This window comes from Arthrobacter sp. NQ7 (assembly GCF_029581595.2).
Taxonomy (GTDB): Bacteria; Actinomycetota; Actinomycetes; order Actinomycetales; family Micrococcaceae; genus Arthrobacter; species Arthrobacter phenanthrenivorans_B.
On the sequence record NZ_JARFXU020000010.1, the window covers coordinates 55,905 to 70,341 of the forward strand.

Here is a 14,437-nt window from a genome sequence, read left to right on the forward strand (position 1 = left end):
CGTTCACCAGCGCCCCTACCGGCAGGTGAACCGGGACTCTCCAGCCCGCCACGAGGCCGTGCGGCCTCCCCAACCCTTTATCCGCCCCCGGACACCCCTTGACTCTCCTTGCAGGGGAAGGTGTAAGGGTGGAGATGTAACAACGGCCGTGACAACGCGGCCGCCATGCTGAGAAAAGGAAAGGTGATGTCAGATGGGTTTGCAGGAAGGTGAACAGTACCGTTGCCCCGATTCCGGGTGCGGGTGTGAGATGACAGTGACCAAGGGCGCCGTTGACAGTGACGCCGGGCAGAACGCACCGACATGCTGCTGCGGACACGCGATGGACAAGGTCGGCTAAGACCTGCCTGCAGTCAGGCTTAGCTAAGCCGGCGGCAGCGAAAGGCTTTCCTTAGCTGCTGCCGGCTTTCACCTGATGAATAAAATCATCGGGGCCAAGGAATTACGGCCAGGCCGAGGTTGATCAGCGGGCGTTGAAAGCGCCGTTGAAGACCGTGAAGGCCATCAGGAATGCCAGGCCGATACCGACAAACAGCAGGGAGAAGAACCGGCGCGTGAGCTTTTCACTGACGCGCCCCTGGAGACGGGTTCCGGCCAGGGCGCCCAGAACAGCTCCCGGAACCGCCCAGACAATCAGGTTCCAGGGAATCGCCGCCAGGCCTCCGGAAGCGGTGAGCTGGATCAAATGGGTCGCGGCGGCCCCCACCACCGTCCCGGCCACCACCAGGGTCGACGTGGCGGCCGCGACCGGTACCGGGAACCGGGACCGACGCACCAGCGTGGGCAGCGTCGCTTCGCCGACACCGGTAGAAATCATCCCGGCCAACACGGCTCCGGCTCCGGAGAAAACCCGCTGCCAACCCATCCCGGAAGCGCAATAGTCATACCGTTGACCGTCAGCGGCCCGCACCGAGCGCCGGTCCGGGCCAGCGCATTCCGGGTCCGAACATTCAGATTCACAGACCAGGCATGGGCAGGGCCGGTCAGGGCGGCGAACAACGGTTTTCCTGCCGGTCGAACCTATCAGCCAGGCCACGCCCAACATGGCCGCGCCGTAGCCGATACGCAACCACTGCCCCGGCACGTGCTCGCCCAGCACCGCACCGAGAACACCTGCGGGCAGCGTCAGCGCTACGAGGGACCGGACGGCTGACAAATCAGCCAGCCGCAGCCGCAGATACCTGAACACCCCAGCCCCGAAACCGGCGGCTTCCAAAAACAGCGACGTCCCAATCGCCGCCGCCGTACCCAGCTCGGGCACACGCATCAGCGGGAACCCAATCAGGAAAACCGGCGTCAGCAGCGCCGCGCCGCTGATCCCGCTGAAGGTCGCCACTGCCGCGATCAGGATGCATCCGGGAAACATGAACCAATACACACCCCAATCCATGCCCCAAACATATCCCCCACCAACCCGTGCTTGTGAAGTGAAATATTTTAAGGTTTCGCCGAACACAGCATGAGCGGCGACCGTGTCAATACCCGCCACGGGCAGGCGCGGACAGCCCGGGAAATTTGACATTGACCCATAGGGAAAGGATGACACTGGCACTAGACCGGTGGTCAAGCCGCTGGCCACCGGTCCATGGCCGACTCCGTGCGGACGAAGGGTAAGGAATGAATATGCCGACCTTTGTGACAGGGGCCGCACCCGGTCCCCGAGCGCCCTGGGTTCTTGTCCTGCGGCAGCTGGCCTGCTGCGGGGCGCCGCTGCTGATCGCGTGGGCCGTTTTCGGGGCCTTAGGGTGGATCGGTGCATTGCTGGCGGATCCAGTGGCGGTGACTGGGGCCGAGGCTGTGGCGGCCGGTCTTGTCCTGGTTGCACTCCTGGGCGGCGGCGCCGCAACACACGGGCGCAGTGTGCGGATGGGTCCCTCCCTCACACGCTCCCGGGAAGGTCCTCTCACGAAAAATCCCGCCCACACCCGTGCCGGCACCGCCGGTATCGAGCGCGGGGCGGCGACCACGGAACCTGGGCAACGTCCGGCACCCGTTTTTAGGAGATTTTAATGTCTGAACGTCCTTTGAATCCCGGGCAGGGCCCGGGCGGGATCCTGCTCACCATCGGGGCTGTGTTCCTGGCGGTCACCTGCTGCGCGGGCCCGGCGCTGCTCGCCGGAAGCGGTCTCGTACTTCTCGGCGGGGTCCTGGCCACCCCTGTTGTCCTGGCCATCGCTTTTCTGGTCCTGGCCGGCGCGGTCCTCTACACGCTGCGCCGACGCGCCCGCGCCAGAAGCCGGGCCCGTGGTCCCTCGGGCGCCGCGGCTGAGGCAGCCGGACCGGTAGACGGCACACCGGGTGTCAACGACTCCTGCGCCACGTCCACGCCCGACCTCACACAATCCGGGAAACACCCCGGCGGCACGCCCTTGAACCAGGACAGGACCGCCCGCCCGTGAGCATCCTGGCGCCTCTACCTGTCAAGGGCGCACCCGCACAGTCCCTAAAGGTCTCCCGGCCCTTTAGGAGCTTCCGGTGATGAACATCCGCACAGGTGGGGCCCTTGTCAAGGGAAACGGGCCGTACGGGGAATTTCGGGGAATGATTCCCGGAAAGGGTTTATCCTGTTGGAGGTTTTGGGCTGTGCGCTTCCCGGCCGCAAAGGCCCGGTATGGTTCGTCCGGCGCAGGGTCGGCCCACCGCATGCCGGAAATGGATGACCTGTAGTGGCCGTGCGGGCCAGGCCCTGCACGTTAACAGATTGAGGAAGACGTTGCCGATAACCGCAGCCGCCCCCAACTCCGGGCTGCCCCACTGGCCGGCCCCCGAAGTCCTCCACGTAGTCGCCCAGGACGCGGAATCCTTGCAGAACGGCCTGGATGACGCCGTTCAGCAGCTGCGTGCGGCCGCTGTGGCCGGGGACCGTCGGGGAATACTCATCACCCGCCGGAGCAGGTCCTTGTTCACCGTTGAAGCCAGCAGGGATGTTCCCTACGGTACGACGCTGGAAAATGACCGCTGGCACAGGGAGACAGCGCCTTCATGACCTTTTGCAGGCGCGTTCACAAGTCAGGTCCCCTTTGACGGGTGCGAACGATTTCCTGAGCGGTGGGACGCCCTGTTCAGCGAACCACGCCGACAGTGCCGGTCGGTGCCTGGGCGCGAGGATCCCCGGCCTCTGCAGCTGGCTCTGGCCACAGACTCCGGGGCGTATCCGCCGTTTCATGAGCCTTTCCCTGTACCTGGTATGCCTCTCGGGGGAACGGAAGCCCCCGGACGGGAAACCCGGGAGCGGGAGCCCTCAGGCGCCCGGCTTGGTCCTGAGGGTCTTGAGCGCACGGGCCCAGGCTTCCACTTGGTCAAGGAGCGGGCCGAGCGCCTGGGTGGCCTGTTCAGTCGGGGCGAAGTCGGTGTAGTTGGTGAACTCACTGGCCAGGGGCAGGGCGACCTGGGCGCGGACATCGGCCATTTGAAGGTCAGCGGCGATCAGGCGCAGGTGTTCCACGGCCCGGATGCCGCCAGCGCTGCCGTAGCTGACGAAACCTGCGGACTTGTTGTTCCATTCTGAATAGAGGAAGTCGATGGCGTTTTTCAGTGCCCCCGGTACGGAATGGTTGTATTCGCCGGTGACGAAGATGTAGCCGTCAAATGCCGTGATGGCTTCCGCCCAGGTCTTGGTGTGTTCATTGCTGTACTGGCCCAGCGACGGCGGCAGCGGCTCGTCGAGCAGCGGCAGCCCGTAGTCGGCTACGTCGATAAGTTCGAACGCCGCATCCCCTGCGCATTCGGAGGCCTGCTGGTATACCCAGTCGGCTACGGCCCGGCCTGCCCGGCCCGGGCGCGTACTTCCGGCAATGATGCCGATCTTCGCCTTCATCATGGCGTCCTTTCCTTTAAGTTCCTGACCTGTCAGTTAGGGGCTGCCCCTTCCCCGAAAAAGGCACCCGCTCCGGAAACGGGAGGCCCGCAGCAGCAACGGTACGGTGGTGATTCATGACCGTTTGCTTCACTGCTGCGCCTTTCGATGTGGGCCGCTCAACGGGATTCTGTTGTTCTTGTTCTCGCGCCTATCGTGGTCCCTGCCCTTGGGGGAAGGTCAAGAGCCTCTCCCGGCCGGTTCCTGCGGGACAGGAGCGGTTTCCGTGAGGTTACGTTCCGGTGGCTTAAGGGCCGTTGCTGATGAGAGTCCTCGTGCCGGGGTCGAGGAAGAGCGCTTAGCGATGTGCTCCGGTGTGCTGAGGGCTACCGTACGACTGGCCGTCGCGCCATCGATTGCCGCCCATGTTCATCTGATTGGGATGATGCTCATGTCCGCAGCCGATACCGGGCGGGCGCCGGCGGCCTGTTCAGCTCAGGAAATTCGTTCTTGACCTTGCTCCACAGGGCAAGGTCAAGACTGTGTTTATGGAGGCAATTTTTAGCAGGATCAGGATGCAGGTGGCTTCGAATGGGTGCGGCAACGGGTTATCTGGCGCACCCATTCCCTTTGGCCCCTCCCACAGCGGTCATCTGCATGAGCTGAGTTTCCGTTGGCCGCCGGGTCCACCGTTGTGCTGCCGCAGCCGGAGGGACCGGTGGATCTTCCGGGAAGCCAGGGAACCTCCGGGATTCCTGGGCTGAGGCTCCCGTGCAGTTGATCTGCAAGTCCTGTCTAAACACCCACCCACCTAACCTTTCATCCGAAGAGGATGTGCACCTGTAATGTCGACTGAAGTCCACGCGCTCCCCGGCAAACCCCAACGGGACCTCGTCACGGGTCTGACCCCTCGGATCCCGACCTGCGCGGGTTGCGGCACTGATGCGTTCCTGACCTTCACAGTGTTTGTCCCGGCTCATTACCCCGCTGGTCGTGCAGGGCTGAGGGCGGCCTCGGCGAGCTATTCCTGCAGTAACTGCGGGCAGGGAACTTCGCACGCCGTCCCCGCCGGGGTGGCGATGATACTCCTGACGCACGAAGGGCCCGTGCATGGGTCCCCCTTTTGCGGCGCCTGGCCGCTGAAAGGGCCGCCGCGGCCACGAAGGCAACCCTTGATGGGATGCTTTGGCACGAGTGGCCGATTGCTTTGTGCGGCAGATTACAGACCGGGTGTAGTTGGGGGCCTAGGTTGATCAGGCAGGCGTGCTGTGCACGTATCCGACTTGACGGAGGAGAAATTCGATGCAGTTTGACAGCGCAACGACCGCACTTGTCCTGACCGATCCACAGAATGATTTCCTCAGCCCCGACGGTGTGGCATGGGAACTGGTAGGAAAGAGCGTGGAGAAAAACCATACCGTCGACCACATTGAGCAATTACTGGCATCCGCTAAATCAGGCGGCTACGGGGTGTTCGTGTCTCCGCACTATTATTTTCCGCACGATCACCAATGGGAGTTCGGCGGGACGCTGGAGAAGAAGATGCATGAGATTGGGATGTTTGACCGCTCCGGGCCGCTGGAGCTGGCCGGGTTCAGGGAATCCGGTGCGGATTGGCTGGACCGGTTCAAGCCTTTCCTGGACGATGGCAGGACGGTGATTTGCAGCCCGCACAAGGTCTACGGGCCGGAGCAGAATGACCTGGTGCTCCAGCTCCGTAAACGGGGGATCACTAAGATCGTCCTGGCCGGCATGTCAGCGAATCTCTGCGTCGAAAGTCACCTGCGTGAACTGCTCGAACAGGGCTTTGAGGTTGCCGTTGTGGCCGACGCGACAGCCGCGGCGCAGCATCCCGAACTCGGAGACGGTTATGAAGCGGCCCTGACGAACTTCAACTATATTGCCGGGGCAGTACTTTCCACCGGGGACGCCGTTGAACAGTTCGCTGCACAGCCATGAGGGCGGACGCGCGGGGCCGGCGGCCCTGCAGGGATGCCCTGCCGGGCACGACAGTGTCCACGGGGGCGGCCGAATGACGAGCACGCCGATCGCAGCCTACGGGCTGCTCTCTGACTGCCGGTCAGCGGCACTGGTCAGCGCTGAAGGGTCGGTGGACTGGCTGTGCCTTCCGCGGTTCGACAGCCCGTCGGTGTTGGGCCGGCTTCTGGGTGAGGAGGCCGGATTCTGGTCGATCCGTCCGGTTGGCGACTTTACCTCCTCCCGCCGGTACGTCGGTCCGAGCATGGTCCTCGAGACCACTTTTCATGCCGGTGAGGGGGAAATAATCCTGACCGATGCTCTGGCTCTTGGGGATGGGGACAGGGGCCATGATCTAGGTTCCGGGTCGCCCGGGGCCCTGTTGCGGGTGGTTTCCTGCACGCGGGGAACGGTGGAGCTTGACGTGGTCTTCGTGGCCCGGCCGGAATACGGGTCCATACGCCCGTTGGTCCGGCCCGAATCAGGCGGGTTGCTGGTGCGGGGAGGGGCGGCGGTGCTCGCGCTTTCCGCGCCTGTCCTGTTCGCGGTCGACGGCGACGTCGCCCGGTCCCGCCTCGTCATGGAGAAAGGTGACACCTGTGGCTTCGCCTTGGACCACGCCACGAGCTCGGAGGCTGCGCCGGCTTTCTGGGGGCAGGAGGAGATCAGGGGCCGGCTCGCGGACACCGTCGAAGGCTGGGCGAGCTGGTCGGGGATGCACCAGAACTACACCGGTCCGTGGCAGGACCTGGTCGCGCTCAGCGGCCGGGTCCTGCAGGCGCTGACCTTCTACCCCACGGGGGCGATTGTCGCCGCTCCCACGACGTCCCTGCCGGAAGTCGTTGGAGGCCCGCGCAACTGGGACTACCGTTACAGCTGGATACGGGATGCAAGCATGACGCTGCAGGCCCTTTGGGTTGCCGCCTGCCCGGACGAGGCCGGAAAGTTCTTCCGCTTCCTGGCCACGGCCGGTTCCGGCCAACTGGGTGGAGGCGATGACCTGCAGATCATGTACGGGATCGGCGGGGAACGTGACCTGTCAGAACGGGAACTGCCGCACCTGCCGGGGTGGCGTTCAAGCACCCCTGTCAGGGTCGGCAACGGTGCATGGCGCCAACGCCAGCTGGATGTGTACGGGGAACTGCTGGACGCTGCGGCGACCCTGCCCGAATACCTCGCCGGCATGGACTCCGACACCCGCAGGTTCCTTGCAGACGCCGCGGATGCCGCCGCTGACCGGTGGCAGTCCCGGGATCACGGGATCTGGGAGCTCCGCCGTGCACCCCGCCATTACCTGTACTCGAAACTCATGTGCTGGGTGGCCGTGGACCGGGCAATCAGCCTTGCCGCCCTGTTGGATGCCACTGACAGGGTTCCGCGTTGGCGGGAGGCCCGGGAAGAGATTGCCGCAGCCATAACCAGCGAGGGCTGGAGCGAAACTGCAAACGCGTTTACGCAGGCGTTTGGTTCAGACCACCTGGATGCCTCGGCCCTGATGCTGTCCATTGTTGGTTTCCTGCCGGGGGATGATCCCCGGATGCTGGCAACCATTGATGCGGTCCAGGAGCATCTGACGGATGCGCGGGGCCTGGTGTACCGGTATGGGGGTGAAGACGGGTTGCCGGGGGCCGAAGGGACTTTTTTGCTGTGCACGTTCTGGCTCGCCCACGCCCTGGCCCTTGCCGGGTCCGTTGAACGTGCCCGGGGTGTTTTCGAATCCGCGGCGGGTTTCGCGACCGATCTTGGCCTGCTTTCGGAAGAAGTGGCCCCGGGCAGCGGGGAATTGCTGGGCAACTTCCCGCAGGCCTTCAGTCATATCGGCCTGGTCAACGCTGCCTGGGCGATCAGCCGGGCAGAAGAAAAAAGTGGGGGGCCTGCAACCCCGGCCAACAGCGGGACGCAGGGCTAACCGGTGGCACGGTCCCTGCCGGGCCGTCACCGGGCCTTGATCCGTCTGGTGTGGTTGCTGGTTTTCATTGCCGCTGCTGCTGCGGCCCTGCTTTTGTTCCCCCTCCCGTCGGTGGATGATCTGCAGCGGTATTTCACGGGCACGCCGTGGGGTGCGGGAGTTTTTGTCCTGGGCTATGCCGCCCTGACGCTTTCCCCAGTGCCTAAGAATGTGTTGTCTATTGGTGCCGGCGTGGTTTTTGGTTTCGCCGGCGGAACGGGGGTGGTGTTGTCCGCGGCGCTGCTGGGAGCGACGGCTGCTTTCTGGCTGGGACGCTGGTTGGGGCGGGACGCCGTGGAGGCTTTCACGGGAGCGGGAGTGGAGAAACTGGACGGTCTTCTTCGACGGAGAGGCTTCGCCGCGGTAGTCGGGGTACGGCTGGTGCCGGTGCTTCCCTTTACCGCGATCAATTATCTGGCCGGGTTGACGTCCGTTTCCTGGTGGCCCTATCTCCTGGGCACAGCGCTGGGAATCCTGCCGGGCACTCTCAGTTACGTGACCCTGGGCGCCTTCGGCGCGCAGCTGGGATGGCAGGTTCAGGCCGCGGCGGCCGCTCTGGGCCTGCTGACCATCGCCGGGTTGGTCGTGGCCGCACGCACGCGGCGGCAGAAAGGGGCAGGGAATGTTTGACGCCCTGCTGCGCCACCACACCGGGCCCGTCCTTGACCGGATGGCTTCGGCAGCGGACCGGACCTGGGTCACCCCTGACCGTCTGACCGGCCTGAACCTGGTCCTGGGTCTGGCCAGCGCGGGGCTGGCCGCGGCCCAATGGTGGCTTCCGGCGCTGGCCGCGTGGCTCCTGAGCAGGCTGGCCGACGGCCTGGACGGGCCGCTGGCGCGCCTCAGGCGCCACCGGTCAGGGCAGGAGGATCCCGGCCGGGGCGGATTCTGGGACATCAGCGCTGACTTCGTCGTCTACGGCGCCACTGTCGTCGGGGTGGCGCTGGGTGCCACGTCGGCCTTCGCCGCCCCGTGGCTGCCGTTCCTGTTGGTCCTCTTCGCCTACTACATCAACGGTGCCGTGTTCCTCGCGTTTTCCTCCATTGCGGAGAAAACCGGACGCCAGCTCGATGACGGACGGTCGCTGTCCTTCCTCGGCGGACTGGCCGAGGGGGCTGAGACCATTGTGGTGCACAGCGTGTGGCTGATCTTCCCCGGGATCGCCTGGCTGACCGCGAGCGTCTGGGCCGTTTTGGTAGGGGTCAGCGCCGCCCACCGGATCCTGGCAGGGTACCGGGCCCTGAGCTGATCCGGCCCCCGTCAATGGCCAGCCGCCGGATCCTGGCCAACACCTTGATGGCAGTACCGGTCAGCGGGGAAGCCAGGCGTTCGCGGACATCCGCCACGGCGGCGTTCCACACACCGTCCGAGTACGTGGGGTAGGCGTGGGTGGCACCGGCGATGTCTGAGGTCCGCAGCTTCTTGTGCACAGCCAGGGACAGCTCGGCGAGGGATTCCCCTGCCCTGGGGCCCACGATGGTGCCCCCGGTAACACGGCCGCCCGCGCCCACCAGCAGGCGTGTGAAACCCTCGGTCCTGTCCTCCGTGACGGCCCGGTCCAGGTGTGAATGCCACAGAGTCCGGGACCTCCCGGTCTCACCGCCGTCGGTGCTGTTGACGGTGGCGATTTCCGGTGAGGTGTAGGTGACCCGGGGGACCGCGGTGCTGATCCGGCGCCGGAGGCCGAGCACCGCGTTGGCTGCAGCCACGCTGGCGTGGACGCCGGCCAGATGGGTGAACTGCGGATGCGCGGTGACATCACCTGCCGCCCAGATCAAGGGGTTGGAGGTCCTCATGCGTGCATCAGTGATCACGTGCCCGCGCCCGTCCACGCGGACGCCGACGTGCTCGAGCCCAAGGGCCGTGGTCCGTGGAGTGCGGCCTGTCGCCAGCAGCACGGTGGAGGCGCCAACGACCGTTCCGTCCGCCAATTGAAGCTGTATATCCCCGGGGCTGGTTGCATGGGTAATGCTGGAGTTTTCCAGGATGGTCACCCCATCGGCCGTGAGGCTTTCCCGCACAATGTCAACAGCTTCCGGTATTTCTTTCGCCAGGATCCGGGAGCGGACGATCATCGTGACCTCGGAGCCGAGCCGGGCGAAGGCCTGACCGAGTTCACAGGCAATCGGGCCGCCGCCCAGAATCGCGAGGCGGGCCGGCAGCCGTGTCAGGTCCCAGATTGTTTCGGAGGTGACGGTCCGGGCCGGGTCCAGCCCGGGCACGCCGGGGTCCGCAGGCTGGGCGCCGGTGGCTATCAACGCCTGCCGGAACCGTAAGGGGCGTCCGTCCAGTGCTGCGGTTCCGGCTCCGGTGAAGGTGATCCGGCCGGACAGGACTTCGACGCCTGCCTGTTCCAGGGCCTGCGGCGTGTCTACGGGTTCGATCGTGCGAATGGCGTTGGCGATGCGGTCCCGGACGGCCGGGAAGTCAGCTTCCCGGCCGGTGTGCTCCCGCAGCGTTTTGGCCTGCGCGGCGGCGGAGAGGAGCGTTTTGGAGGGAACGCAGCCGGTCCAGAGGCAGTCCCCTCCGGTGCGTCCCTGCTCCACCAGGACGGTGCTGGCACCGAAACCGGCGGCCGTCTTGGCGCCGACAATTCCTGCTGTTCCTCCGCCGAGGACCAGGAAGTCGATCATTCCGTCGCTGGATGCCATGATGAAGATCCTTACGTTCGTTGCCGGCTGCTTCCTGCGCATTCATTCAGCCAAGGAGTGGGTTATCCCAGACAAGTACACAGCATTCGCGCCGTTTTACGATGCCCTTTCCGGAGAATATCCGGTGTACCGGGCCGGAAGGGTCCGCGGGATCAACGGCTTGGCCCCGGCGGCCGGGCAGCAGGTCCTGGACCTGGGCTGCGGGACCGGGCTTAACTTTCCGCTGCTCCAGCAAAGAATAGGTCCCTCGGGGACCATTGTCGGAATCGACCGGAGCGACCGCATGCTGGACCAGGCGCGCCGCCGGGCCGCAAAGGCCGGATGGGACAACATCATTCTCATCCAGGCGGACGCCGTCGAAATGGACCCCGCAACCATCCGTGCCGTCATGCAAAGCCAGGGCGGAAAGGGGCTCTCTGACGCCGCCCTGGCCACCTACGCGCTCTCATTGATGCCGGAATGGCGGAAAGCCTGGGCCAACACGGCGGAGCTGCTGCGCGATGATGCCCGGGTCGCCGTGGTAGACATGCAGGACCCGGTCAGTTGGGCCAGGCTGCTCGCTCCCTTGGCCCGGGCGGCCTGCGCCGTGGCCGGCGCGGACATCACAGCGCATCCGTGGCAGGCCGTCGAGGAGGACTGCACCGACGTCATCCGGGCCTCCGCCCGGTCAGGACATCTGCAGATCCGCGCCGGAACGCTGCCAGGGATTGGCCGGCGCCGGAAAGTGCAGCGCGGCGGCAGCGGAACCTAAACACCGGACCCGTGATGACCACGCCCGCCCAGCCCGCGAGCGGGGATGGCTGCGAACACCCCATGCCAGCTCCGCCGGATGCCAGATCCCGAAGAAGTGCGTTCGGTCCAGGGCCTGCGCCTGCGGCGGCCCTCTTTCGACCAAGCATGCATGTTTCCACCGAGCATGCAGGAAGGAGGCTGGAGGCACGAATGAACTTCGTCAGACGCGGCTAAGGGGCGAAGGAAGAGCACGGCGAACACTACTGCGCCGGTGAGGTAAGAACGTCCATGGTGACCGGCACAAAACCAACTCACCCTGCTTGCGGGGGTGAGGCTCAGCAGCATGTCCGCCCCACGAAAGGGGCCAGGTGCGCGGTGCGTGGGCGGGACAGGCGCGGCTGCACGGCGTGTCATCAGAGAGTTGAGCTGCCGGGGCCGTTCTGGTTGGCCTCCTGTCCGCTCAGCGGCAAGGGGAAAAATACGCGGTCCCTGTGTGCCCCAGGTTACTTAACCGCCCCGGCCTTGGGCCGTAGGGTTGTCCGGTATCAACGACTATCTTCGTGCAGGATGAAAGGCGGCCCAATGGGTCCGGGAGCCCGTGCCTCAGACAGTGGGAGCGTTCCGATGCCCGGCCGTACGGGCGCCGGGGTGTGGAGAGGAAGGCCTGCGGGGAAGATCGCCGCGGCATTCCGCCGCCTGGAACTGGCGACCCGGCCCATCCACCCCGAGAGCCGGGAGGCCCTGGACCGGCGCTGGTCCGGGTTGCCCGGGCAGGTCAAAACCCCGGCTCAACTGCTGGGCAGGGCCGCGGTGGGATGCGAAGGAACCCACGGGGTTTTTCCCAAGTGCAACCTGACCTGCACCCCGTGCTACCACTCAGCAGACGCGAATAAAGTACGGATCGACGGCGGCCATACCGTGCGGGCGGTGAAGGACCAGCTCGGATTCCTCCGCCGGGTCCGCGGACCCCGCGCCCACGCCCAGCTTATCGGCGGGGAAGTGAGCCTGCTGCCAGCAGAAGACCACGCTGCCGCGCTGCTTGCCATGCAGGCCGCAGGGCGGGAACCGATGTCCATGACCCATGGCGACTTCGACTATCAGTACCTTCTCGACGTCGCCCTGGACCGCACTGGACAGCCGCGGTTCCGGAAAGTATCGTTCGCCGCCCATTTTGATTCGCTCATGCGTGGCCGCAGGGGAGCGCCCCGTCCGAGGACGGAGGAGGAACTGAACCCTTTCCGTGAACGGTTCGCCGCGATGTTCGCAGCCCTGCGCCGGGAGCACCGCGTCAGGTCCTACCTCGCCCACAACATGACGGTCACCCCCGCGAATATCGATCAGGTGGCCGGGGTGACCGGAGCGGTACTGAAGATGCCGTTCGACATGCTGTCCTTCCAGCCCGCCGCGTACATTGGCGATGACAGGCGATGGGGCAAGGACTTCTCCGACATCACCATTGATGCGGTGTGGGACCGGATCGAGGCGGGCGCCGGGCAGCCCATCCCCTGGCAGGGCGCCCAGTTCGGGGACCCGCGCTGCAACCGCAGCGCTGTGGTCCTGCGGGCCGGGGACACGATGGCACCGCTGCTGGACCCGGCCGACCCGAAGGATCTCGCCGCCCGGGACCGGGTGCTGGCCCATTTCGGTGGAATGTTTTTCGGCGGGACGCCACACTGGATCGTTGCTCTGAAAGTCATCAGGGCCCTGCTGGCCCACCCCCGCGACATCCCCCTGATTCTTGGTTTCGGGTTCCGTCTTGCCACGCGCGCCGGCGGCCTGCGCCACGTCTTCGCCGCCTTACGGGCGGGAAAACTATCGTTCCGGACCTTCGTGGTCCATAACTTCATGGATGCAGCGGACGTAGCACCCGCCTGGGACCTGATGGGCAAGGGCATCACCAGTGAGGACCCGAAGACCCGCGAGGTCCAGGAACGTCTGGGTGCGTGCATGTACACCATGAGCCATCCCGAAACCGGCCAGCTGGTCCCCGCATGCGTCCAGCATTCCGTGCTGGACCCGGCCGAGAACGCCGGCCTGCGCAAGCTGCTCCCCCTCACCCCCAAAGTCAGGACCGACCGGTGAAATCACCCCGCGCCGTGGGCAGCCGGGCTCTCATTATGGCAGCCGTAACAGGGGTGTTGTTCCTCAGCAGCTGCGCCGCGCCCCCGCCGGCCCCGGCGCAACCGCCCGGAGCGGAGAGCTGGGAGCAGATCACCTCCGAAGCGAAGGGACAAACAGTCAAACTGTGGATGTATGGCGGGGACACCCAAGGCAACGCCTACGTGGACGAACACCTCATCCCTGCCGCGGCAAAGGAAGGCGTCACGCTCGAACGCGTGCCGGTAGCCGACACCAAAGACGCCCTCAACCGCGTTCTGACCGAGAAGCAGTCCGGCACCACCGCTGGCCAAGTGGACCTCGTCTGGGTCAACGGCGACAACTTCGGAACCGGAAAGGAAGCCGGGGCGTGGGCCTGCGGGTGGACTTCCCTGCTGCCGAACATGAGCCTCACCGACCCGGCAGACCCGCTGCTCTCAGAGGACTTCGGCACCCCGGTGGAGGGCTGCGAAGCCCCGTGGAGCAAAGCGCAGTTCACCATCGCCTACAACTCCGCCGCCGTCCCCGATCCTCCGAAAACCCTCGCCGGCCTGCTGGACTGGGTCAAAGCCCACCCGGGCCGGTTCACGTACCCGGCGCCGCCGGACTTCACCGGCTCGGTCTTTACCCGCGAAGTGCTCTACAGCGTTTCCGGGGGCTACGCGAAAGTGCCGCCGGCCTTTGACCAGGCCGCGTTTGACAGGCTCACCCCCGCCCTCCTGACGGAACTTCAGGACCTGAAGCCCTCGCTGTGGCGGGAAGGATCAACGTACCCGAAATCCTCCAGCGAACTGAACGCTCTCTACGCGGGAGGGCAGGTGGATTTCACGATGACCTACGGCCCGGCGGAACTAACGAAACTGGTAACGGAGGGAACATATCCGGCCACGACCAAAGTCCTCACCCTGGAGGAGGGAACGGTGGGAAACGCCAGCTTCCTCGCCATACCCTCAACGTCCGCTCACCGGTCCGCCGCAATGGTCGTAGCCAACCTGGCCTTGTCCGAAGAGCAGCAGGCCCAAAAAGCCGACCCCGCGATCTGGGGACAATTCCCGGTCCTGTACCCGGGTGCGCTCAGCCCCGAAGGGCGCGCCCTGTTCGACCACCTCCCGTCCTCACCTGTGGTGCCCGGCTATGAGGTGTTGTCGAAGAACGCGAATCCGGAGCTCGCCGCTGCCTGGGTGCCCGCTCTGGATGAGGCCTGGCGGAGGCATGTTCTTGCCGGAAACTGAGGTC

12 protein-coding genes are annotated in these 14,437 nt (G+C 65.6%); 9 read left to right on the forward strand and 3 right to left on the reverse strand.

Annotation, left to right across the window (positions count from 1 at the left end):
• Positions 1-463 precede the first annotated feature (463 nt).
• A complete protein-coding gene (locus PUN71_RS12240) occupies positions 464-1,522 on the reverse strand; it encodes a sulfite exporter TauE/SafE family protein (protein ID WP_277798624.1) in 1,059 nt (352 codons plus the stop codon).
• Between the two features lie 487 nt (positions 1,523-2,009).
• Between PUN71_RS12240 and merT the strand changes: the two genes are divergently transcribed.
• Entirely contained in the window at positions 2,010-2,399 is a 390-nt protein-coding gene (gene merT, locus PUN71_RS12245; RefSeq protein WP_277798625.1) for a mercuric ion transporter MerT, read from the forward strand.
• Between the two features lie 314 nt (positions 2,400-2,713).
• Positions 2,714-2,986, forward strand: a complete 273-nt coding sequence (locus PUN71_RS12250) for a hypothetical protein (RefSeq protein ID WP_277798626.1) — start codon at positions 2,714-2,716, stop codon at positions 2,984-2,986.
• 255 nt (positions 2,987-3,241) lie between these two features.
• On the opposite strand, the gene PUN71_RS12255 is transcribed toward PUN71_RS12250, so the two are convergent.
• Entirely contained in the window at positions 3,242-3,820 is a 579-nt protein-coding gene (locus tag PUN71_RS12255; protein WP_277798627.1) for an NADPH-dependent FMN reductase, read from the reverse strand.
• 1,278 nt (positions 3,821-5,098) lie between these two features.
• Here PUN71_RS12255 and PUN71_RS12260 point away from each other — a divergent pair.
• The 4 genes from PUN71_RS12260 to PUN71_RS12275 all read left to right on the forward strand — a co-directional run bounded on the left by PUN71_RS12260 (position 5,099) and on the right by PUN71_RS12275 (position 8,970).
• Positions 5,099-5,755 carry an isochorismatase family protein gene (locus PUN71_RS12260; RefSeq protein ID WP_277798628.1) on the forward strand — a complete coding sequence of 219 codons (657 nt, stop codon included), beginning with the start codon at positions 5,099-5,101 and terminating at the stop codon, positions 5,753-5,755.
• A gap of 73 nt (positions 5,756-5,828) precedes the next feature.
• On the forward strand, positions 5,829-7,682 hold the full coding sequence (locus PUN71_RS12265) for a glycoside hydrolase family 15 protein (RefSeq protein WP_277798629.1): 1,854 nt from the start codon (positions 5,829-5,831) through the stop codon (positions 7,680-7,682).
• Positions 7,683-7,880: 198 nt separating this feature from the next.
• On the forward strand, positions 7,881-8,351 hold the full coding sequence (locus PUN71_RS12270; protein WP_283532403.1) for a TVP38/TMEM64 family protein: 471 nt from the start codon (positions 7,881-7,883) through the stop codon (positions 8,349-8,351).
• A complete protein-coding gene (locus PUN71_RS12275; protein WP_277798631.1) occupies positions 8,344-8,970 on the forward strand; it encodes a CDP-alcohol phosphatidyltransferase family protein in 627 nt (208 codons plus the stop codon). The genes PUN71_RS12270 and PUN71_RS12275 overlap by 8 nt, the downstream gene beginning before the upstream one ends.
• Here the strand turns inward: PUN71_RS12275 and PUN71_RS12280 are convergent.
• On the reverse strand, positions 8,924-10,372 hold the full coding sequence (locus PUN71_RS12280; RefSeq protein ID WP_277798632.1) for a dihydrolipoyl dehydrogenase family protein: 1,449 nt from the start codon (positions 10,370-10,372) through the stop codon (positions 8,924-8,926). The genes PUN71_RS12275 and PUN71_RS12280 overlap by 47 nt on opposite strands.
• 1 nt (position 10,373) lies before the next feature.
• On the opposite strand from PUN71_RS12280, the gene PUN71_RS12285 reads away from it, so the two are divergent.
• The 3 genes from PUN71_RS12285 (at position 10,374) to PUN71_RS12295 (ending at position 14,433) form a co-directional block, all read left to right on the forward strand.
• Positions 10,374-11,123, forward strand: coding sequence for a class I SAM-dependent methyltransferase (locus PUN71_RS12285; RefSeq protein WP_277798633.1), 750 nt, complete (start codon positions 10,374-10,376; stop codon positions 11,121-11,123).
• A 605-nt stretch (positions 11,124-11,728) separates the two neighbouring features.
• Positions 11,729-13,186: a hypothetical protein gene (locus tag PUN71_RS12290; RefSeq protein ID WP_277798634.1), complete on the forward strand. Its 1,458-nt coding sequence runs from the start codon at positions 11,729-11,731 to the stop codon at positions 13,184-13,186.
• Between the two features lie 35 nt (positions 13,187-13,221).
• The gene (locus PUN71_RS12295; RefSeq protein WP_277798635.1) at positions 13,222-14,433 is read left to right on the forward strand and encodes an ABC transporter substrate-binding protein; all 1,212 of its coding nucleotides are present in this window, start codon (positions 13,222-13,224) and stop codon (positions 14,431-14,433) included.
• Positions 14,434-14,437: the final 4 nt, after the last annotated feature.

What these genes read in the sequence shown, in the direction of transcription:
- PUN71_RS12240 (WP_277798624.1), bottom strand. Translation starts at nt 1,522, where the DNA reads ATGTCAAATTTCCCGGGCTGTCCGCGCCTGCCCGTGGCGGGTATTGAC.
- merT (WP_277798625.1), top strand. Translation starts at nt 2,010, where the DNA reads ATGTCTGAACGTCCTTTGAATCCCGGGCAGGGCCCGGGCGGGATCCTG.
- PUN71_RS12255 (WP_277798627.1), bottom strand. Translation starts at nt 3,820, where the DNA reads ATGATGAAGGCGAAGATCGGCATCATTGCCGGAAGTACGCGCCCGGGC.
- PUN71_RS12260 (WP_277798628.1), top strand. Translation starts at nt 5,099, where the DNA reads ATGCAGTTTGACAGCGCAACGACCGCACTTGTCCTGACCGATCCACAG.
- PUN71_RS12265 (WP_277798629.1), top strand. Translation starts at nt 5,829, where the DNA reads ATGACGAGCACGCCGATCGCAGCCTACGGGCTGCTCTCTGACTGCCGG.
- PUN71_RS12275 (WP_277798631.1), top strand. Translation starts at nt 8,344, where the DNA reads ATGTTTGACGCCCTGCTGCGCCACCACACCGGGCCCGTCCTTGACCGG.
- PUN71_RS12280 (WP_277798632.1), bottom strand. Translation starts at nt 10,372, where the DNA reads ATGGCATCCAGCGACGGAATGATCGACTTCCTGGTCCTCGGCGGAGGA.
- PUN71_RS12285 (WP_277798633.1), top strand. Translation starts at nt 10,374, where the DNA reads ATGAAGATCCTTACGTTCGTTGCCGGCTGCTTCCTGCGCATTCATTCA.
- PUN71_RS12290 (WP_277798634.1), top strand. Translation starts at nt 11,729, where the DNA reads ATGCCCGGCCGTACGGGCGCCGGGGTGTGGAGAGGAAGGCCTGCGGGG.
- PUN71_RS12295 (WP_277798635.1), top strand. Translation starts at nt 13,222, where the DNA reads ATGGCAGCCGTAACAGGGGTGTTGTTCCTCAGCAGCTGCGCCGCGCCC.